Origin of the sequence: Pseudoalteromonas sp. Scap03 (assembly GCF_013393115.1) — a bacterium.
In the GTDB taxonomy this organism is placed as follows: domain Bacteria; phylum Pseudomonadota; class Gammaproteobacteria; order Enterobacterales; family Alteromonadaceae; genus Pseudoalteromonas.
The window spans coordinates 1,312,623-1,331,545 of record NZ_VDEU01000001.1; the positions used below are offsets into that span (position 1 = coordinate 1,312,623).

Genomic DNA, 18,923 nt, shown 5'->3' on the forward strand with positions numbered 1-18,923 from the left:
ATAAACATAAGTTTTTAATATATTGTAAGTTTTAGCCTAAGTTCAAATAACAATCTGAGCTTAGGCTTTTTTATGAGTAAATATTTCATAATGCAAACGAGATGAGGAGTGAACTCTTTTTTTGATGATATTACTTGCATATTAATTTTGGCATTTAATTCTATAGTTAGGTTATACTGCCCAGCAATTTACCAGTTTGTATTGCATTCGTTTATAGAAATATCAAAGCAAAACGAGCTGTGTCATAATTCATGCCATAGGTGTATTAAAGAATGATTAAGAGTAGTGTGAAATGACGGATGTTAAAGTTAATGTAGTAAAAGCTGAATATAATGATTTTTTTGAAATTGTTATAGGTTCAATCTTAAAGTATAAAGTTTTTAACATATTGTTTGTTTTATCAATTGCTATTTTTAGTGTTTTTTTCGCACTTTCGATACCAAACCAATATCGCAGTGAATCTTTACTAACCTCTACAGAGTCATCTGGTGGAGGCGTTGCTGGTATGCTCGGTCAATTGAGTGGTGTTGCTTCATTAGCTGGTATTAGCTTAGGCGGAGGTGATGAAAAAGCGGTTTTTCATTTAGAAGAAAAATTAAAGTCTAGAGACTTTTTAATCCCTTTCCTGAAAAAGCATAATATTAAAATCCCTCTTTTTGCTGCTGAAGATTGGACACAAAGTTCGAATACGCTTGTTTATGATAGTTCTATATATGATTTTAATAATAATAAATGGCTTCGAGATGTAGATTATCCTCTATTACCAGAACCGACAAATGAAGAAGCATATAAGAAGTTTAGAGAAATATTTAAGGTGAGTTTCGATAGAAAAAAAGCGGTTTTTAAACTGTCTGTTGACTTTTATAGTCCTGAAATTGCAAAGCAATGGCTATCTTTACTCATTGAAGAGTTTAATGAGTTCGAAAGAGAGCTTCAATTGCTAGAAGTAAACAATAATTTAAAGTTTTTAAATGGGTATTTGCAACAAGCAGAATATACGGAAGTAAGAGCTTCTTTGTATGATTTAATAGAAGATCAATTAAAAAAGATGATGGTATCAAAAACCAAAAAAGACTTTGCATTAAATGTTATTCAAGCACCTTATATACCAGAAGAAAAGCAAAGCCCCAAACGAGCTCTCATATGTTTAGGAATAACATTTTTAGGTGTGTGTATTGCATTACTAATTTCTATTATTAGGTTTGTGAATGCCAGGAATAAATAATGCAGTTTGAAATAGCAATAGTTTTTGTTGTCAGTGTTTCTCTGCTTCTTTTATCTTTAAAGCTTTCAAATAATAGGGTAGGCTTTTACCTCTTAGTAAGTTGCTTTATATATTTAACGAACTTTTCTTGGATCCCATTGAACTTAGCAGCTGGCTACTTTTTAGGCTACGAGATGTTGCCTGATGATATATTAACTGAGGGGTTGTGGTGGAGTACGTTTTTCTATAGCACATTTGTGATTCTTGGTTATTTTGGAGTTAGAAAAATATCGCCGGTGCCCTTAACTATATATGATGATAAATCACGACAGGTACTGATTACATCTAGTTTAGCTTTTTTTCTTATTTCAATTTTTGGGTATGTTTTTTTAAATGGAATGAGTTTTAGTGCCGGTAATTATGGGCATAGGTTATCTTCTAGCGCAGGTAACGGTATTTTCATGATTTTCTTTTTTCTATTTATTCCTGCCGCAATGTTAATTTTAATGGATAGAAAAAATTTTAAAGGTCTTTTTTTAGCCTTGGCGGTGAGCGTGGTTGGTGGGATGTTAGTCTATTTTACGTTAGGTGGTTCTAGAAATATTTTAGCTGCTGGTATAATAGGTGTAATAATTATAGGGCAAAGGCTAAGTTTAGTCTCTTTAAAAAGCATTTTCTTTGCGGCACTTTTACTAATTGGATTTATAAATTATTTAGCGTTTGTTAGATATGGACAAGGAATGAGTGACGATGTTATTGAACTCGGATTCAGGTACCTAATCGACAGTCTTTCACCTTATGATTCATTTAATAAAATATTAGAATACTTTGAAAGTGGTGATGAGTATTATAAAGGCTTTGATTATGTTATGGCGCAATTTAACCCTCTTATACCTAGAGCTTTCTGGCCAGAGAAACCCGTTATTCCATTAACAAATGCATTATTTTTTACAGAGTCGATTCTTGGAATCCACAGAGGAACTTACATTATCTCACCTACTCTCCTTGGTGGTGTTTATATAATGGGTGGCGGATTGGGAATATTTCTTGGATGCTTAGTTGTGGTATTTATAACCTGCGCTCTTGAGAGGATGATGTTTTGTAATAAGCCATTTTTAGTGCTTTTTTCATATACAATTTTACCCTTCTCGTTTTTTATGGTGCGGGAGTCTATTGAGTTATTTTTTAATAAGGCAATCCTAATTTTTTGTACATTTTTGTTTATTTGGCTAGCTTCAATGATGATCTTGTTCATATTTGAGCGAATGTCACAAGCCAATAAGCTTGATAAGTTAACCAGAGTTATTTCGGAGTAATAATGGAGTTTAAAAAAGTATCAGTAGTAGGCCTTGGCTATATAGGTTTGCCAACAGCTGCGGTCATCGCTTCTCGCGGTATTAAAGTGATTGGTGTAGATGTTAGCCAGCACGCTGTAGATACGATAAATGCGGGTAATGTACATATTGTTGAACCCGATCTCGATATGGTTGTACGCAGCGCTGTACAAGCTGGTAACTTAAAAGCGACTACCATAGCTGAAAAAGCAGATGCGTTCATGGTGGCAGTACCTACTCCTTTTAAAGAAAATTACGAAGCCGATTTAAGCTATATAGAGTCTGCCGCGAAAGCAATTGCGCCTGTACTTGAAAAGGGAAACCTAGTTATATTGGAATCAACTTCTCCTGTAGGTGCTACTGAAGAGCTTGCAAATTGGTTAGCAGAGTCACGACCAGATTTAACATTTCCACAAACACATGGCAGTGAAGCTGACATAAACGTAGCACATTGCCCAGAGCGCGTTTTACCTGGTCATGTTCTACGTGAATTAGTTGAAAATGATCGCGTTATTGGCGGTATGTCTGAGGCATGCTCAAAAAAAGCGGTTGCTTTATATAAAACTTTTGTTAAAGGTGAATGTTTACTTACAAATGCGCGTACAGCTGAAATGGCTAAGCTAACTGAAAACTCGTTTCGTGATGTCAACATTGCTTTTGCTAATGAACTTTCGATGATTTGCGATAAATTAAGCATTGATGTGTGGGAGCTTATTAAACTGGCTAACCGCCACCCACGTGTTAATATTTTAAATCCAGGCCCAGGTGTAGGTGGTCACTGTATTGCAGTTGATCCTTGGTTTATTGTAAGTTCAGCGCCAGATACAGCTAAACTGATACGCCAAGCTCGTGAAGTGAATGATAGTAAGCCTCACTATGTTTTACAACAAATACTCGATGCTGCTGATCAGTTTAAAAAGCCTGTAATTGCTTGTATGGGGATTGCGTTTAAAGCAGATATTGACGATTTACGTGAAAGCCCAGCACTTGATATAACAAAAATGTTAGCGCAAAAAAGCGATGCAGAAGTTCTGGTTGTAGAACCAAATATCACTAAGCTACCTGAGTCTTTATCTAAACTAGGCGTTGAATTAGTGACTTCAGAAGAAGCTTTAGAGCGCTGCAATACGCTTGCCGTATTAGTTGACCATACAGAATTTAAAAATATTGCTCCTGAGCAAATTGCTAAAAAAGTAATTGTTGATAGCCGCGGTATTTTTTAAACCCAATATTAGTTTTTTAAGCCTGCCAATATGGTGGGCTTTTGTATATGGATACATAAATGAAAGTTTTAACAGTATTTGGTACTCGCCCTGAAGCGATTAAAATGGCTCCTCTTGTATTAGCTTTGGAAAATACCCCTGAGATAGAAGCTAGAGTATGTGTAACAGCGCAGCATCGTGAAATGCTTGATCAAGTGTTAGCTCTTTTTGAAATAAAGCCAGATTATGATTTAAATATAATGAAGTCAGGTCAGGATTTATACGATATTACCAGTAAGATATTATTAGGTTTACGCGATGTATTAGAAGAATTTAAGCCTGATTGGGTTTTAGTTCATGGTGATACTACAACGACGTTTGCGGCATCAATGGCGGCCTTTTACAAACAAATTAAAGTAGGGCATGTTGAAGCAGGTTTAAGAACAGGCGATTTGTATAGTCCTTGGCCAGAAGAAGCAAACCGTACCTTAACTGGCGTAATTACCGCTAAACACTTTGCTCCCACTCAAGCATCAGCAGATAACTTACTACGCGAACATGTATCTAAATCAGACATCGTTATTACTGGTAATACAGTTATAGATGCTTTACTACAAATTAAAAATACCGTACTACCAATGCAAAGTACGCAAAAAATGATGACTGAAAAGTTTGCTGATATTATTACTAAGCCTTATGTATTAATAACAGGGCATCGACGCGAAAGCTTTGGTGGTGGTTTTGAACGCATTTGTGAATCTATTTCGCAATTAGCAGTTAAATATCCAAATTTTAATTTTGTTTATCCGGTGCATTTAAACCCTAATGTACAGGAGCCAGTAAATAGGTTACTTGCTGATAAACCAAATGTAATGCTTATTGAACCGCAAAATTACTTACCATTTGTATTTTTAATGGATCGTTCATATTTAATTTTAACCGACTCTGGCGGAGTGCAGGAAGAGGCTCCAAGCTTAGGTAAACCTGTACTTGTAATGCGTGATACAACAGAGCGCCCTGAAGCAGTAGCAGCAGGTACGGTTAAACTTGTTGGTACCAATGTCGATAAAATAGTTAGTTCAGTTAGCGAATTAATAGATGATGACATAGTGTATAAAGCTATGAGTAAAGCGCATAATCCGTACGGTGATGGTTTAGCTTGTGAGCGTATTATTAAAGGCTTACTAGAATAAGCCTTTTTTGTAGACTTAATGAAACGATTAACTCTATTACTAAAAATGGACTAATATGGATGTTAACGAAGTTATTAGCCCTTGTGTGCTCATTTATTTTATATTCTCCTAAAGGAAGCCTATGAAAATTATTGTTGTAGGTACTGGGTTTGTTGGATTGTCAAACGCCATGTTATTAGCCCAAAATAACGAAGTGGTTGGTTTAGATATTGATGAATGTAAAATTAAATTGTTAAACAACAAGTCTTCTACCGTTTTAGATCCATTAATAAGCGAATACTTACTTCGCAATGATATTAACTTTATTGCTACCTCTGACAAAGTACGTGCATACAATAATGCCGGTTTTATTATTGTTGCAACTCCTACTGATTACGATAGTGATACAGATAATTTTGATACTAGCTCTGTAGAAAGAGTAATTGAAGAAGCATTAGAAATAAACCCTGATGCAACGATAGTTATTAAATCTACCGTTCCGGTTGGCTTTACTTCATCTATATCAAAACGCTTGAAGACACAAAATATTATCTTTTCGCCTGAGTTTTTACGTGAAGGTAAGGCGCTTTACGATAACCTGTATCCGTCACGTATTGTAGTGGGTGAGCAAAGCGAGCGAGCAGCAACATTTGCAGGTTTACTTAAGCAAGGTGCTATAAAGCAAGATGTTGAGGTGCTATTTACCGACTCAACAGAAGCTGAAGCAATAAAGCTTTTCTCTAATACGTACTTAGCAATGCGAGTGGCATATTTTAATGAGCTTGATAGTTATGCTGAAGCACATGGATTAAGTAGTAAGCAAATTATTCAAGGGGTTGGTTTAGACCCACGCATAGGTAACCATTACAATAACCCTTCATTTGGTTATGGTGGTTACTGCCTACCTAAAGATACCAAACAGTTATTAGCAAATTACAAAGATGTTCCTAATAACATTATAGGCGCCATTGTCGATGCGAATCGAACACGAAAAGATTTCATCGCGGAATCAATTATTAATCGTAAACCTAAGGTTGTCGGTGTTTATCGGTTAGTTATGAAGTCGGGTTCGGATAACTTTAGAGCCTCTGCCATTCAAGGTATTATGAAGCGCATTAAAGCAAAAGGAATTGAAGTTGTTGTTTTTGAACCCGTACTTGATGCTGATGAGTTTTATCATTCTCGGGTAATCAAAGATTTAAATGAATTTAAGCAGCTTTCAGATGTTATTTTATCAAACCGTATGGTTGATGAACTGGCTGATATTGCTGATAAAGTTTATACGCGTGATTTATTTGGTAGTGATTAAAATATCGTTTAAGGCTTAAGTATACGGGCTGCGAGCGACGGGCTGCGAGGTACGAGTTACGGGCGACGAGGAACGGGTTAAGTTTGACTGGTGTAGCAGCGGTTTTATTTCGTGTCTGGTTAAAGACAAAGGTTCTAGGTATAAGGTAGAGATTAAGCCAAGCACGGTGTTTGGATTAGACGTAGGTGGGGCTTTATGCCGCGCAGGTTTGGTTTATGTTCATGGGCGACGGGCCTAAAACCTAATAACGACGCGGGGTGAACCCGCTACTACAGATATTTAAAAACCTTGCGATGTTAACCGCAAGGTTTTTAAATATCTCGAACCTCGAACCTCGAACCTCGAATTTGTCTCCTCACTTCCCAATCTCAACTTTTACATCATCACCCAGTACTTCCCTATACTTTGTAGCGAGTGCATTTTTAGCGTCATCATCGCCGTGGACTATTTTTATATGGCGGGGTTTTTTGCGCATACCGGTTACAAATTTAATTAAACCAGTTTGATCGGCGTGGGCGCTGTAGCCGCTTATTGTGTGTATTTTGGCGTTAATATTAATGTGGGTATTATTTATAAATACATAGCCATTTTTTGGGCCATAGGTTTGTATGTCGCGACCTAAAGTACCTCTGCCTTGGTAACCTACAAATAGTACGTCGGTGGTTTTGTCGATTAAAAATCGCTCTAGGTAGTTAACTATTCGTCCGCCGGTGCACATACCGCTTGCAGCTAGGATAATTGCAGGTTTTTGGCGGGTGGCTAGGTAATTTATTAACGCTAAGTGCTCGCTATGGGTATTTATTGTAGTGAGGTTTTCAAAGTCGAGAGGATGGCGGCCTTTGGCTACTTTTTGTTTTGCTTCTTCATCCCATAAATATTTAAATTTTCGATACTGCTGAGTAAAATTAGTCGCCATCGGGGAGTCGAGTATTACTTGTATTGTGCGCCAAGGTGAGTTTTTAGTTGAGGCATGAATTAGCTGTTCAAGTTCGTATAACAGCTCTTGTGTACGGCCTATACTAAATGCAGGCACAAGCACGATACCGTTGTCGGCAACTGCGCGCTCAATCACAGCTTTTAAGGTTTGCGTACGTTGTTTTCGTCCTTGATGGTTTTTATCACCATAGGTTGACTCAATTACTAAGGTATCGGCTTTATAGGGCGCTTTAGGTGCGGGTAGCAAAGGCGTATAGGGCGCCCCTAAATCACCTGAAAATACGACCCGATGGCAGTTTTTAGCTTTACGAGTTGGTATGCTTATATCTATTTCAACATAAGCGGAGCCTAAAATGTGCCCTGCTCGTTGTAGACGGGCTTTGGCTATGTGTTCACCTTTGCAAGGAAGCTCAAACCAGGTTTTAAAATCAACTTCAATAATTTGCTGTTTAAGTAACCTTAGGCAGGTATCTATTATTTTTTGATCGCGTGTGACGCCCACTTTTAATGCATCTTCAATCACTAGTGGCAGTAAACTAGCCGATGCAATAGAGGTAAATATGGGTCCTTTAAAGCCAGCCATTAATAAGTAGGGGATTCGGCCAACATGATCGATGTGACAATGGGTAACGATCAGCGCGCGGACTGTATCTATATTAAATTCAATATTAAGATCATCAACAGAATCTTCACCTTGAAATAGTCCGCAGTCAATTAGAAAAGAGCTTTGATCGTTTATTATCAGCTGGTGGCACGAGCCTGTTACGCCATTTACCGCTCCGTGGTGAAGTATTTGCATTTTATGTCCTTATGTTTTGGCTGCGGGCCTCGGGTTACGGCTCGAAGCTCGAATCCTAGCACTTAGAGCCTAAGTCTTTATTTTATAGGTAAATATAGCAGGTATTTTAATGTGGGAGGGTCTTTATACCGTAACGGACGAGCCACGAGCCAAGAGGACCTAGCACCTTGCTCCTAATACTGACGCGGGATGAACCCGTCTACAGGCATAAAAAAACCTTGCGATGTTAACCGCAAGGTTTTTAAATATCTCGAACCTCGAACCTCGAACCTCGAACCTCGAACCTCGAACCTCGAACCTAGCTCTTAAAAGCGTCTTGTAGTGGTGGCACTACTTGCTTTTTACGGCTTAATACGCCGTCTAGCCATACTTTACCGTCTTCTGGTTTTTCACCATAAGCTTGCTCAACTAGGCTAGCATCGTCTGATGCAATTAGCATTTGTGAGCCTTCTTTCATAATGTCGGTCAGAAGTAAAAATACCGAGTGACGACCGCCTTCTTCTTTAAGCTTCGCGATGTCGGCTTCAAGATCGGCTTTAATCTCGTCAAATACCGCAAGGTCAATAACTTCTAACTGACCAATACCAACGAGGTTACCGTTCATGTTAAAGTCTTTAAAGTCACGCATTACTAAGTCACGTACTGGCGTATCTTCAACGGCTGATTTAACGCGGAACATGTCCATGCCTAGTTCTTTAAAGTCTTCAATGCCTGCAATTTCTGCAAGCGCTTCAACACATTTAATATCGGCAGTAGTACAGGTTGGTGATTTGAAGATAACCGTGTCGCTTAAAATAGCGCAAAGCATAATGCCAGCAATATCTTTAGGGATCTCAACGTTGTAGAAGTCATACATCATTTTAATAATGGTGTTAGAACAACCAACAGGGCGGATCCAACACTCAAGTGGTGTTGATGAGGTTAAATCACCTAGCTTGTGATGATCTACCACGCCCACTACGCGAGCCTGATCAATATCGTCAGGTGCTTGGGTTTTTTCTGTGTGGTCTACAATATAAACGTCTTCGCCAGCGTAGCTAAGTTTTAGCTCAGGTGCTTCAAAACCGAATTTATCTAAAATAAATTGTGTTTCAGGTGAAACTTCACCTAGGCGAGTTGGGATTGCTGGTTCATCAATTTGGTTTTTTAAATAAGCCAGTGCAATTGCACCACATATTGAATCTGAATCTGGGATTTTATGGCCCACTACATACATTGACATGACTAAACTCCTTAAAATTTGCCGATATTCTAGCAAAGTCTTTGGGTTTTAACATATAGACAGTGTAATTAAGTTTTGGTTACACTTTAAATCGATATTATTAATTGGAAGACCCACATGCAACTCGGCCGAAAAGGTTGGAACAATGTTATTATTTTTTCGATGTTGATTATGATCTTCTTTTTAAATGGACTGCATAAAAACATAGGGAATGATGAAACACAGGCGCAATTTCAGCCACTACTTCCTGTGCAAAGTTTTGTATTAACACTTAAATTTATCGACCAAAAAATTGACCGTATTGGCACTAGTTGGCGTACTACTACTTTGCAAAAAAATGTACCGCTTAGTTGGCAAGGCTCAGAGCAGCAACTTAGTGAGCTAGTTTATTTATGGCAAAATACCGCGTTGATGACCACCATCACACCTGATGCGCTTGATATGAATAAGCCACTATCGGTAGCCACGTTTGAACTCGCCGGTGAGCCCCTACCTTGGGTGTACTTATTATTTGAGGCGAATGGTCAGTATTATCTATTCGATAAAACCAGTCAGCGATTATTGTTGCTCGATTTAACTACTGCAAAACAATTATTTCCAAGTTTTACCTTTTCATAAGTGAGTTTTATTAATGCCTGAATTACCAGAAGTAGAAGTTAGCCGTATGGGTATTACCCCCCATGTGCTAAACCAAGTTGTGACTAAGGTAAATATTCATAATGCCAGTATGCGCTGGCCTGTGCCAGATGAGGTGTATCAACTTGAGGGGTTAGTGGTTAGCAGTATTGAACGACGTGCAAAATACTTATTGTTAGAATGCGAGCTAGGCTCGGCTATATTGCATTTAGGTATGTCGGGTAACTTGAGGGTTGTGAACGCCAATGAGCCACTTAAAAAGCATGACCATGTTGAGTTTATTTTAGCGAATAATAAGGCGCTGCGTTTAAACGATCCACGTCGCTTTGGTTGCTGTTTATGGCAAGCCCCCAATGAAGAGCATAAGTTACTTGCTAAATTAGGCCCCGAGCCACTCACCGATGACTTTTTTGCTAAACGTGTTTATGAGCAATCTCGTAATAAAAAAGTGCCTGTTAAACAGTTTATAATGAATAACGCCGTGGTGGTGGGGGTTGGTAATATTTACGCTAACGAATCATTATTTAAAGCAGGTATCGATCCGCGAAAAGAAGCAGGTAAGGTAAGCCTTAAACGCTACCAAGCGTTAATCCCAATTATAAAAGACACCCTAGCCGCAGCAATTACTCAAGGCGGCACAACGCTGAAAGACTTTGCCCAAAGTGACGGTAAGCCAGGCTACTTTGCGCAGCAGCTATTAGTGTATGGCCGAAAAGGCCAGCCTTGTGTAAATTGCGACACAGCACTAACAGAAATTCGTCTAGGCCAACGCAGCACCGTTTTTTGTGAGGTGTGTCAGAAATAATAAAGGTATTAGGTGTTAGATTTTAGATAGAGGTTAAAGTTCACGGGCGACGGGTAACGAATTACGGACGTCGGGCTATGGATTACGAACCCCGAATCTCGAAGCTCGTACCTCGCCCCCTGTAGCCCGACACTCGAGCCTAAAACTTTTTGCGGAAAAAACAACCGGCCGGTAGCAATGTAGTTTAAGTGCTGGTATACTCCCGCGTCTGCCACGTTGCGTTCTATGTCCTCATATAGTTTAGCCACTTGTGAGCGGCGAAAAAGTCTAAAACTCGAAGGGGTTGTAGCATACTTAGAGCGGTAGTTAATAATAACTACCTGTGGTTTTAATTGAAAAACATTGGATTTTTATAAATGAAAACGTTTGTTGCTAAACCAGAAACAGTAAAACGTGACTGGTACGTAGTTGACGCTGAAGATAAAACTTTAGGTCGCATCGCTACTGAAATCGCTCATCGCCTACGCGGTAAGCACAAAGCTGAGTACACACCACACGTAGATACTGGTGATTACATCATCGTTATCAACGCTGAGAAAGTTACTGTTACTGGTAACAAATTCAAAGATAAAGTGTACTACGCTCACTCTGGTTTCCCAGGTGGTCTTAAGTCTACTACTTTTGATAAACTTCAAGCTGCAAAGCCTGAAATGATCATCGAAAAAGCTGTTAAAGGCATGTTGCCACGTGGTCCTTTAGGCCGCGCTATGTTCCGCAAACTTAAAGTTTACGCGGGTACTGAGCATAACCATGCTGCACAACAGCCTCAGGTTCTAGACATTTAAGGAGCACTATCATGGCAAATCAATACTACGGTACAGGTCGTCGTAAAAGTTCAAGTGCTCGCGTATTCTTACGCCCAGGCACTGGTAACATCGTAATCAACAAGCGCTCTTTAGAAGAGTACTTTGGTCGCGAAACAGCACGCATGGTTGTTCGTCAAGCTCTTGAGCTTGTAGACATGACTGAAAAATTTGACCTTCACATCACCGTTGCCGGTGGTGGTACTACTGGTCAAGCTGGTGCTATCCGTCACGGTATCACTCGTGCACTTATGGAGTTTGACGAGTCACTACGTCCACAACTTCGTAAAGCAGGTTTCGTTACTCGTGATGCACGTAAAGTTGAACGTAAGAAAGTGGGTCTTAAGAAAGCGCGTAAGCGTCCACAGTTCTCAAAACGTTAATTTTTACGTTATCAAGAATTCAAAAACCCAGCTTATGCTGGGTTTTTTGTTTTGTAGCTATAAGATTTTGGTTCAAGGTTCAAGGTTCAAGGTTCAAGGTTCAAGGTTCAAGGTTCAAGCTATAAGTTTGATCTAAGCTTTGTGTCTTTCTTATTTTATAGTTATAAGTTAAGCATGTTTTAGCTGACTGGTTATGTTATGAGGTTTGAAGATTTAAGGGTATGGCAACGTTCAGCCGATTTAGCTTGCGAGATTTATTTACATTTTAAGCAGAGCAAAGAGTTTGGTTTAAAAGATCAAATAACACGATCTGCACTTTCAATTTCTTCAAATATAGCAGAGGGTTATGAACGAATAACTCCTAAAGATTATATTCGATTTTTATCATACTCTAAGGGGAGTTGTGGAGAATTACGCTCTCAAATTTACATTGCACTAAAAATAGGTGAAGTTGACACGACAGAGGCTAGTGAATGGATTGAGGAGACTCGTGAACTTTCCCGTATGATTTCAGCATTGATGAAATCAATCGATGCTTGGGATTAAGAGGTTCAAAATTAAATATTCATTCAAAAATATATGAGTATGTTTGACCTTTAACCTTTAACCTTTAACCTTCAATTCTCCCCTTACGACTAATGTCGACATTAGCTTGATCAAAATAGGCAAAGCATGCGTATTTATTGAACGAAAGCTTAAAAATGACCGACTAACGCAAAAAAAGTTAAATAATTATCGCAATTAGTTTAAATCCATCAGTTAATTGGTGAATTTTTTTGCTACAATTGGCGGGCAAATAAAGTGAATGAGTTTAATGTCGCCAAATTCAGTTGTTACTGTACTTAGTTGGTGAGATTGTACTTGTTTACAAATTGTTTTTACGGAAGCGATACTATAGTCATTTGGTTTCATACTCGAGCTTACTTAATCAACTATTTGAGCAAGTCAGGTTTATTCGAGCAGGAGGCTGTGAATAACCTTGTTTTAAACAAGGGTTTTAATTATGATCGTTTCTCTTTTAAAATTCGAAAAATTAACCTGCTGTAACTGATGTTCTCAATATAGCAAGTGTTGAGAATCATAGTGGAGATAAGTGGATGAGCAATGCGCCTGTAGACAATGGCCGACGTCGCTTTTTAACCATAGCTACCTCTGTTGTTGGTGGTGTTGGTGCGGCTGGGGCTGCTGTTCCTTTTATTGCGTCTTGGAATCCAAGTGAGCGAGCTAAATCTGCGGGTGCGCCTGTAGAAGTAGATATCAGCAAACTTGAGCCAGGACAATTAATACGTGTCGAGTGGCGTGGTAAACCTGTATGGGTTGTATCACGTACCCCAAAAATGCTTGAGCAGATGAAAGAACATGAAGGTCAACTTCGTGATCCGCAATCGCAAGAGCCACAACAATTAGAATCATCAACCAATGATTTCCGTTCATTACGCCCAGAGATTTTTGTCGCTGTAGGTATTTGTACGCATTTGGGTTGTTCACCTAGCTTTTTACAAGGTGGCTTTGGTGAGAAAGTGGAAGGGACTGATGATGGTTTTTACTGTCCATGTCACGGTTCTAAGTTTGATATGGCTGGCCGTGTATTCCAATCGGTACCTGCACCATTAAATTTAGAAATTCCACCATATACTTTTCTTGATGAGACCACTATTTTAGTGGGCGAAGAACAAGGGGTGGCCTAATGTTTGGTAAAATTGTTGAGTGGATAGACGACCGTATCCCAATGACACGTGTTTGGAATATGCACATTGCACAGTATCCAGCACCGAAAAACTTTAACTTCTGGTACTTCTTCGGCTCTCTAGCTATGTTAGTACTAGTAAACCAAATACTTACAGGTATTTGGTTAACGATGAACTATGTACCATCTGCTGAAGGTGCATTTGCATCAGTAGAATACATCATGCGTGATGTAGAGTACGGTTGGTTATTACGTTATTTGCATTCAACGGGTGCATCTGCGTTTTTCATCGTTGTTTACATGCACATGTTCCGTGGCATGATATACGGTTCTTACCAAAAACCACGTGAATTACTGTGGTTATTCGGTATGTTCATTTTCTTAGCCCTAATGGCTGAAGCATTCATGGGTTACTTATTACCATGGGGCCAAATGTCGTTCTGGGGTGCACAGGTAATCATTTCATTATTCGGGGCTATCCCGGTTATTGGTGATGACTTAACACTGTGGATCCGTGGTGACTATGTAATTTCAGGTGCAACGCTTAACCGCTTCTTCGCATTACACGTAATTGCACTGCCATTGGTTATTGTTATCTTAGTATTTTTACACATTGTTGCACTACACGAAGTGGGTTCTAATAACCCAGACGGTATTGATAACAAACGTAAAAAAGGAACTGTGGCTGAAGAAGACAAGCCTAAATTTAAGTTCCATGAATACTACACTGATAAAAAAGACATTATTGATGCGATTCCGTTCCACCCTTATTACACAGTAAAAGATATTGTGGGCGTGGTTGGTTTCTTAATCTTGTTCTGCTGGGTTGTGTTCTTTATGCCTGCTATGGGTGGTTTCTTCTTAGAAGCGCCAAACTTTGAAGCAGCTAACCCACTTAAAACACCAGAGCATATTTTCCCTGTTTGGTACTTCACGCCATTCTATGCAATCTTACGTGCAATCCCTGACAAACTAATGGGTGTTGCAGCAATGGGTGCATCAATTGTTGTGCTAGCATTATTACCTTGGATTGACCGTGGTTCGGTTCGTTCAGTTCGTTACCGTTGTGGTTTCCACAAATGGAACATTGCAGGTTTTGTTGTTACTTTCGTTCTTTTAGGTTGGGTTGGTGCTACACCACAAACTGATTTTAAAACGATTGTTTCGCAAGTCTGTACTGTGACTTACTTTATGTTCTTCGTACTGTTATTCGTTTACAGTAAGAATGAAAAAACTAAGCCATTGCCTGAGAGGTTAACGAAATGATGAAAAAGCTATTAATAGGTTTATTTGCTTTATCAGTAAACGTGTTACCTGCAATGGCGGCAGGCCCGTCAGTTCCTCTAATGGAAGCGGGTAACGATATATCTGATCAACCTTCTTTGCAGCGTGGCGCAAAGTTGTTCATGAACTACTGTCTTGGTTGTCACCAAATGCAGTATCAACGTTATGAACGTACTTTCCGTGACATTGGTATTCCAACAGAGATTGGTCAAGAGCAACTTATTTTTGATGGTTCAAAAGTGGGTGGTCATATCCTTAACGCGATGGCAAAAGAAGATGCTGCAAAATGGTTTGGTGCGGCTCCGCCGGATCTAACTAACGTTGCGCGTGTGCGTGGCAGTGATTGGATTTACACCTATTTAAAATCGTTTTACAAAGATGAATCTCGTCCGTTTGGCGTAAATAATACGTTATTCCCATCGGTGGGTATGCCACATGTTCTTCAAGAGTTGCAAGGTGTTCCTACTGCAATTACTGAAGAAGTAACAGTAGATGGTAAAACAACCACTCATATTACTGGTACAAAAACAGATGGTACGGGTGAATTAAGTGTAGATGAATATGACCAAGCAGTTCGTGATTTAACGAATTTCCTAGAGTATGTAGGTGAACCTACACGTCTCGAGTCGGAAGCGCTAGGTATTAAGGTAATCGGATTTTTAATTATCCTATTTATCTTGGCATTTATGCTGAAGAAAGAATACTGGAGAGATGTTCATTAAGTTTGAACATATTTAAAGGTAATTTTGCAATAGGGGCTTAAGCCCCTATTGCTGTTTTAGTTATTTAATGGAGGTAGGCATGGCCGTAGCTGCCAATAAGCGCCCTGTAATGACCCTTTTTTCTGGTGCTAACTGTATGTATAGCCACCAAGTACGCATTGTACTTGCTGAAAAAGGTGTAAGTGTAGATATTCATATGGCTGAAAAGGATAACCTGCCAGAAGCACTTCACGAAATTAACCCTTACGGCACAGTGCCAACACTGATTGACCGTGAGCTTGGTTTATATCAGGCAAACATCATCATGGAATACCTTGATGAACGTTTTCCTCATCCTCCACTAATGCCTGTATATCCGGTCATGCGTGGTCGTAGTCGATTAATGATGCACCGTATTGATACTGATTGGTACAGCCTAGCTGAAAAAATCATTAACAACACATCTGATGCCGCGCAAGCTCGTAAAGAGCTGACAGAAGCATTACTTGCAATAGCACCAATCTTTAGTGAAGCGCCTTACTTTATGAGTGAAGAGTTTAGCTTAGTTGATTGTTACTTAGCACCACTATTATGGCGTTTACCAGAGTTTGGTATTGAGCTTAATGGTGCAGGCTCTAAAGAACTTAAAGAGTATATGATCCGTTTATTTGAACGTGAATCATTCCAAGCTTCTTTAACTGAAGCAGAGCGTGAGATCCGTTTATAATGACTTCTAATCGTCCTTATTTACTACGCGCTTTTTTTGATTGGATTGTTGATAACGAATGCACGCCACACTTAGTGGTGAATGCTGACTTTCCTGCAGTGCAAGTGCCAACACAGTTTGTCCAAGATGGCCAAATTGTATTGAACATAAGCCCTTCGGCGGTTACGCAGTTTTCGTTAGATAATACTCAGCTTAGCTTTAACGCGCGCTTTGGCGGCCAGCCAATGCAAGTGTACGTGCCTTTAGGGGCTGTACTTGCAATATATGCACGTGAAAATGGCGAAGGCACGGTCTTTACTGCAGATGAGTTTTTAGAGGACGAAGACGATTTTGCTCCAGAGCTTGAAAGTGTCGATTCATCACCAGAGATAGTTGATGAAACGCCAGCTCCCAAGCCTGAAAAGAAAAAAGGCTCACATTTACGCGTTATAAAATAGCCCGTAAATGTTAGAAAAAAACCGCTTAATAAGCGGTTTTTTTTATGTCTGTATAAATATGAAAGTTTACGGGCAACGGGCAATGGGTAGCGGGCGGCGAGAGGCGGGTTAAGATTGATTGGTGCAGCAGCGGGTTTACACCGCGTCTGGTCTAAAGTGAAGAGCAGGTTTTAGGTATTAGGTCTAGGTGTTAGGTAGAGATTAAGCCAAGCAGGGTGTTTGGGTTCACGGCATTGGGCAGCGGGCTGCGAGAGGCGACCAACGGGCCTAGAGACTCGAATTAATTAGTTGGGCTAATGGTTGTTGTTTTCTCATTTACTCCTCATTCACTTCTCTTTGTGCAAAAAGATTTTAAAGAGATTTTATTCACCACAGAGTGGGCAGAGCACACAGAGGAAATGATTAAAGGCATGTTTTATTTGTCCTGTCTTCTCTGTGTAGCGCGAAGCGTCTCTGTGTACTCTGTGGTTCAAAATGGTTTTGTAGGCGGGGCTTTATGCCGCGCATTTTACTAAACCCTGCGTGAGGTAAACTCCCGCCTACAGGTATAAAAAAACCTTGCGATGTTAACCGCAAGGTTTTTAAATTTCTCGAACTTCGAACCTGAGACTTTTACAAATACTCAAATACTTTAACTACTCGCTCTACGCCAGAGATGTTGCGAGCTATATTAACGGCTTGGTTTGCTTCAGCGTCAGATACTAGCCCCATTAAGTATACTTCGGCATTTTCAGTCACTACTTTTATATTATTACTGCTGATATTTTCAGCCGCTAAAAGCTGCGCTTTTACTTTTGAGGTTAACCATGAATCGTGTGTTTGCGTGGTGATACCAATATTAGAGCCAATGCGAAGTTGGTTATGAATTTTGCGGATACCAGATAGGTTCTCAATGGTTTTAAACGCTTGGTTTTTCATTTCTTGGTTAGGCACTTGGCCTACCATTAAAACCACGCCATTTACGCTTATAACGCTGATATGAGCAAACTTGTTAAGGCGTTCATCTTCACTAATAGCAATGCTGGCTTTTATTTCAATGTTGTTGTCGTCTATTTGTGACCCAATGGTTCGTCTATCGTTAGCGGCAGTAACAGCACTGGCTGTACCGGCGACCACAGCAGCGGCACAGCCTTGTAATAACACAACAGTGCCTAAAATAATTAGGGAGCGTTTAAACATAATTTTCGTCCTGAGGGAAAAGAGTTAAATCCACCAACTCACTTAAACAGTGAAGGTTCACTAAATGCGATTCAATAATGCGACTCGGGCGTTTAGACGGCGTACGAATTTCTACATCGTTATGGCCAAGCAAGCCAACGAGTTCGCCGCCATCATCGCCTACCATTACTATGACCTTCATATCTTTGGTAAGTGCCGCTTCTACTGCAGAAATTATGTGTTTTTCATTACCATTAATGGCAAGTACCAATAATAAGTCACCTTGCTGAGCAAAGGCGCGAACTTGGCGTGCAAAGGTATCGTGGTCATCTATTTGATTGCCTTGGCCAAGGTTAATATTTTCTTGTGAGAGAGCGATTGCAGGTAAGCAAGGGCGTTCTGTTTCGTAAAAATTAACCAGTACGCCTGCCATGTGTTGCGCCAGCATATGGCAATTTGCAGTACCGCAACAGATCAACTTATTCCCATTGATCAGGCTTTGTGCAATGGTAAATGCCGCTGATTCTAACGCGCTTGGCAACACTTCGCCTGCGGCTATTTGAACTTGAATACTTTCTTTAAAAATTTCTTTAATTGTATCTTGCATGGGTTACCAACAATTTATCTCTAATTCTGTGTGAGCTCACACCGGCTTTATTAAAAGGTAATTATTTTAGGCGTTAGCTAATGTTTAACTGTATGCTCAACATGAAGCTGTTGTAATCGTCTTATTTTTATACATCAGACATTAAAATACGTTTTTCAGCCAGTTAATATGTAATGACGGTTCGCCTGTTATAGCTACGTAATCAATACGTAATGGCTGGTTTTTTAAGTTTTTAGCACCAAGGTAATGATAAATAGTGCGCTTTAACTTAGCTTGCTTTTGCGGGCTTAGCGCATAATTAGCGCCGCCTTTTATGTTATTTTTACGAAACTTAACTTCAACAAACACTAAGATGTCACCGTCTTTCATAATGACATCAAGTTCGCCGTAGGGGCAGTAGTAATTACGCTCAATCGCTTTTAAACCTTGCGCTTCTAAATACTTTTGCGCTTGGCGCTCATAATACTGGCCTTTTTCACGACTATTTTGCCACAGCTGTTTAAACCACGACATGCTA

Annotated in this window: 20 protein-coding genes; 15 read left to right on the forward strand and 5 right to left on the reverse strand. The window is 39.6% G+C overall.

Annotated features, from left to right (window positions below; translation table 11 throughout):
• Positions 1-292: 292 nt before the first annotated feature.
• From FHG08_RS05970 to FHG08_RS05990, 5 genes are all read left to right on the forward strand, one after another.
• Positions 293-1,225, forward strand: coding sequence for an LPS O-antigen length regulator (locus FHG08_RS05970; RefSeq protein ID WP_178954918.1), 933 nt, complete (start codon positions 293-295; stop codon positions 1,223-1,225).
• Entirely contained in the window at positions 1,225-2,520 is a 1,296-nt protein-coding gene (locus FHG08_RS05975) for a WzyE family oligosaccharide polymerase (RefSeq protein WP_178954919.1), read from the forward strand. Before FHG08_RS05970 ends, FHG08_RS05975 begins: the two co-directional genes overlap by 1 nt.
• A 2-nt stretch (positions 2,521-2,522) precedes the next feature.
• Positions 2,523-3,761 carry a UDP-N-acetyl-D-mannosamine dehydrogenase gene (gene wecC, locus FHG08_RS05980; RefSeq protein ID WP_178954921.1) on the forward strand — a complete coding sequence of 413 codons (1,239 nt, stop codon included), beginning with the start codon at positions 2,523-2,525 and terminating at the stop codon, positions 3,759-3,761.
• A gap of 59 nt (positions 3,762-3,820) precedes the next feature.
• The gene (wecB, locus tag FHG08_RS05985) at positions 3,821-4,933 is read left to right on the forward strand and encodes a non-hydrolyzing UDP-N-acetylglucosamine 2-epimerase (RefSeq protein ID WP_178954923.1); all 1,113 of its coding nucleotides are present in this window, start codon (positions 3,821-3,823) and stop codon (positions 4,931-4,933) included.
• Between the two features lie 121 nt (positions 4,934-5,054).
• Positions 5,055-6,221, forward strand: coding sequence for a nucleotide sugar dehydrogenase (locus FHG08_RS05990; RefSeq protein ID WP_178954933.1), 1,167 nt, complete (start codon positions 5,055-5,057; stop codon positions 6,219-6,221).
• 355 nt (positions 6,222-6,576) lie between these two features.
• On the opposite strand, the gene FHG08_RS05995 is transcribed toward FHG08_RS05990, so the two are convergent.
• Together FHG08_RS05995 and FHG08_RS06000 are read right to left on the reverse strand one after the other, a co-directional pair.
• On the reverse strand, positions 6,577-7,956 hold the full coding sequence (locus FHG08_RS05995; protein ID WP_178954935.1) for an MBL fold metallo-hydrolase RNA specificity domain-containing protein: 1,380 nt from the start codon (positions 7,954-7,956) through the stop codon (positions 6,577-6,579).
• A gap of 298 nt (positions 7,957-8,254) precedes the next feature.
• On the reverse strand, positions 8,255-9,178 hold the full coding sequence (locus tag FHG08_RS06000) for a manganese-dependent inorganic pyrophosphatase (RefSeq protein ID WP_013464036.1): 924 nt from the start codon (positions 9,176-9,178) through the stop codon (positions 8,255-8,257).
• 117 nt (positions 9,179-9,295) lie between these two features.
• On the opposite strand from FHG08_RS06000, the gene FHG08_RS06005 reads away from it, so the two are divergent.
• The 10 genes from FHG08_RS06005 to FHG08_RS06050 all read left to right on the forward strand — a co-directional run bounded on the left by FHG08_RS06005 (position 9,296) and on the right by FHG08_RS06050 (position 16,641).
• A complete protein-coding gene (locus tag FHG08_RS06005; RefSeq protein WP_178954937.1) occupies positions 9,296-9,796 on the forward strand; it encodes a hypothetical protein in 501 nt (166 codons plus the stop codon).
• A 13-nt stretch (positions 9,797-9,809) separates the two neighbouring features.
• Positions 9,810-10,619, forward strand: coding sequence for a bifunctional DNA-formamidopyrimidine glycosylase/DNA-(apurinic or apyrimidinic site) lyase (mutM, locus tag FHG08_RS06010; RefSeq protein ID WP_010390658.1), 810 nt, complete (start codon positions 9,810-9,812; stop codon positions 10,617-10,619).
• 356 nt (positions 10,620-10,975) lie between these two features.
• Positions 10,976-11,404 (forward strand): 50S ribosomal protein L13, encoded by a 429-nt coding sequence (gene rplM / locus FHG08_RS06015; RefSeq protein ID WP_008110876.1) that lies wholly within the window; start codon positions 10,976-10,978, stop codon positions 11,402-11,404.
• An 8-nt stretch (positions 11,405-11,412) separates the two neighbouring features.
• Positions 11,413-11,805 carry a 30S ribosomal protein S9 gene (rpsI, locus tag FHG08_RS06020; RefSeq protein WP_024600778.1) on the forward strand — a complete coding sequence of 131 codons (393 nt, stop codon included), beginning with the start codon at positions 11,413-11,415 and terminating at the stop codon, positions 11,803-11,805.
• A 198-nt stretch (positions 11,806-12,003) separates the two neighbouring features.
• Positions 12,004-12,351 (forward strand): four helix bundle protein, encoded by a 348-nt coding sequence (locus FHG08_RS06025; RefSeq protein WP_178954939.1) that lies wholly within the window; start codon positions 12,004-12,006, stop codon positions 12,349-12,351.
• A 551-nt stretch (positions 12,352-12,902) separates the two neighbouring features.
• Positions 12,903-13,493, forward strand: a complete 591-nt coding sequence (gene petA / locus FHG08_RS06030) for a ubiquinol-cytochrome c reductase iron-sulfur subunit (RefSeq protein WP_010390661.1) — start codon at positions 12,903-12,905, stop codon at positions 13,491-13,493.
• Entirely contained in the window at positions 13,493-14,758 is a 1,266-nt protein-coding gene (locus FHG08_RS06035; protein ID WP_010390662.1) for a cytochrome b N-terminal domain-containing protein, read from the forward strand. The genes petA and FHG08_RS06035 overlap by 1 nt, the downstream gene beginning before the upstream one ends.
• Positions 14,755-15,498, forward strand: coding sequence for a cytochrome c1 (locus tag FHG08_RS06040; RefSeq protein WP_109875379.1), 744 nt, complete (start codon positions 14,755-14,757; stop codon positions 15,496-15,498). The genes FHG08_RS06035 and FHG08_RS06040 overlap by 4 nt, the downstream gene beginning before the upstream one ends.
• A gap of 79 nt (positions 15,499-15,577) precedes the next feature.
• Positions 15,578-16,204, forward strand: a complete 627-nt coding sequence (sspA, locus tag FHG08_RS06045) for a stringent starvation protein SspA (protein ID WP_008110861.1) — start codon at positions 15,578-15,580, stop codon at positions 16,202-16,204.
• Entirely contained in the window at positions 16,204-16,641 is a 438-nt protein-coding gene (locus tag FHG08_RS06050; protein ID WP_008110860.1) for a ClpXP protease specificity-enhancing factor, read from the forward strand. The genes sspA and FHG08_RS06050 overlap by 1 nt, the downstream gene beginning before the upstream one ends.
• A gap of 612 nt (positions 16,642-17,253) precedes the next feature.
• On the opposite strand, the gene dolP is transcribed toward FHG08_RS06050, so the two are convergent.
• From dolP to FHG08_RS06065, 3 genes are all read right to left on the reverse strand, one after another.
• A complete protein-coding gene (gene dolP / locus FHG08_RS06055) occupies positions 17,254-17,820 on the reverse strand; it encodes a division/outer membrane stress-associated lipid-binding lipoprotein (RefSeq protein WP_008468380.1) in 567 nt (188 codons plus the stop codon).
• The gene (locus tag FHG08_RS06060; protein WP_008110721.1) at positions 17,813-18,406 is read right to left on the reverse strand and encodes an SIS domain-containing protein; all 594 of its coding nucleotides are present in this window, start codon (positions 18,404-18,406) and stop codon (positions 17,813-17,815) included. Before FHG08_RS06060 ends, dolP begins: the two co-directional genes overlap by 8 nt.
• Before the next feature lie 141 nt (positions 18,407-18,547).
• Positions 18,548-18,919, reverse strand: a complete 372-nt coding sequence (locus FHG08_RS06065) for a YraN family protein (RefSeq protein WP_178954941.1) — start codon at positions 18,917-18,919, stop codon at positions 18,548-18,550.
• Positions 18,920-18,923 lie beyond the last annotated feature (4 nt).

Excerpts from the sequence above, each read along its gene's own strand:
- FHG08_RS05970 (WP_178954918.1), top strand. The coding sequence starts at position 293 with ATGACGGATGTTAAAGTTAATGTAGTAAAAGCTGAATATAATGATTTT.
- FHG08_RS05975 (WP_178954919.1), top strand. The coding sequence starts at position 1,225 with ATGCAGTTTGAAATAGCAATAGTTTTTGTTGTCAGTGTTTCTCTGCTT.
- wecC (WP_178954921.1), top strand. The coding sequence starts at position 2,523 with ATGGAGTTTAAAAAAGTATCAGTAGTAGGCCTTGGCTATATAGGTTTG.
- wecB (WP_178954923.1), top strand. The coding sequence starts at position 3,821 with ATGAAAGTTTTAACAGTATTTGGTACTCGCCCTGAAGCGATTAAAATG.
- FHG08_RS05990 (WP_178954933.1), top strand. The coding sequence starts at position 5,055 with ATGAAAATTATTGTTGTAGGTACTGGGTTTGTTGGATTGTCAAACGCC.
- FHG08_RS05995 (WP_178954935.1), bottom strand. The coding sequence starts at position 7,956 with ATGCAAATACTTCACCACGGAGCGGTAAATGGCGTAACAGGCTCGTGC.
- FHG08_RS06000 (WP_013464036.1), bottom strand. The coding sequence starts at position 9,178 with ATGTCAATGTATGTAGTGGGCCATAAAATCCCAGATTCAGATTCAATA.
- FHG08_RS06005 (WP_178954937.1), top strand. The coding sequence starts at position 9,296 with ATGCAACTCGGCCGAAAAGGTTGGAACAATGTTATTATTTTTTCGATG.
- mutM (WP_010390658.1), top strand. The coding sequence starts at position 9,810 with ATGCCTGAATTACCAGAAGTAGAAGTTAGCCGTATGGGTATTACCCCC.
- rplM (WP_008110876.1), top strand. The coding sequence starts at position 10,976 with ATGAAAACGTTTGTTGCTAAACCAGAAACAGTAAAACGTGACTGGTAC.
- FHG08_RS06025 (WP_178954939.1), top strand. The coding sequence starts at position 12,004 with ATGAGGTTTGAAGATTTAAGGGTATGGCAACGTTCAGCCGATTTAGCT.
- petA (WP_010390661.1), top strand. The coding sequence starts at position 12,903 with ATGAGCAATGCGCCTGTAGACAATGGCCGACGTCGCTTTTTAACCATA.
- FHG08_RS06035 (WP_010390662.1), top strand. The coding sequence starts at position 13,493 with ATGTTTGGTAAAATTGTTGAGTGGATAGACGACCGTATCCCAATGACA.
- FHG08_RS06040 (WP_109875379.1), top strand. The coding sequence starts at position 14,755 with ATGATGAAAAAGCTATTAATAGGTTTATTTGCTTTATCAGTAAACGTG.
- sspA (WP_008110861.1), top strand. The coding sequence starts at position 15,578 with ATGGCCGTAGCTGCCAATAAGCGCCCTGTAATGACCCTTTTTTCTGGT.
- FHG08_RS06050 (WP_008110860.1), top strand. The coding sequence starts at position 16,204 with ATGACTTCTAATCGTCCTTATTTACTACGCGCTTTTTTTGATTGGATT.
- dolP (WP_008468380.1), bottom strand. The coding sequence starts at position 17,820 with ATGTTTAAACGCTCCCTAATTATTTTAGGCACTGTTGTGTTATTACAA.
- FHG08_RS06060 (WP_008110721.1), bottom strand. The coding sequence starts at position 18,406 with ATGCAAGATACAATTAAAGAAATTTTTAAAGAAAGTATTCAAGTTCAA.
- FHG08_RS06065 (WP_178954941.1), bottom strand. The coding sequence starts at position 18,919 with ATGTCGTGGTTTAAACAGCTGTGGCAAAATAGTCGTGAAAAAGGCCAG.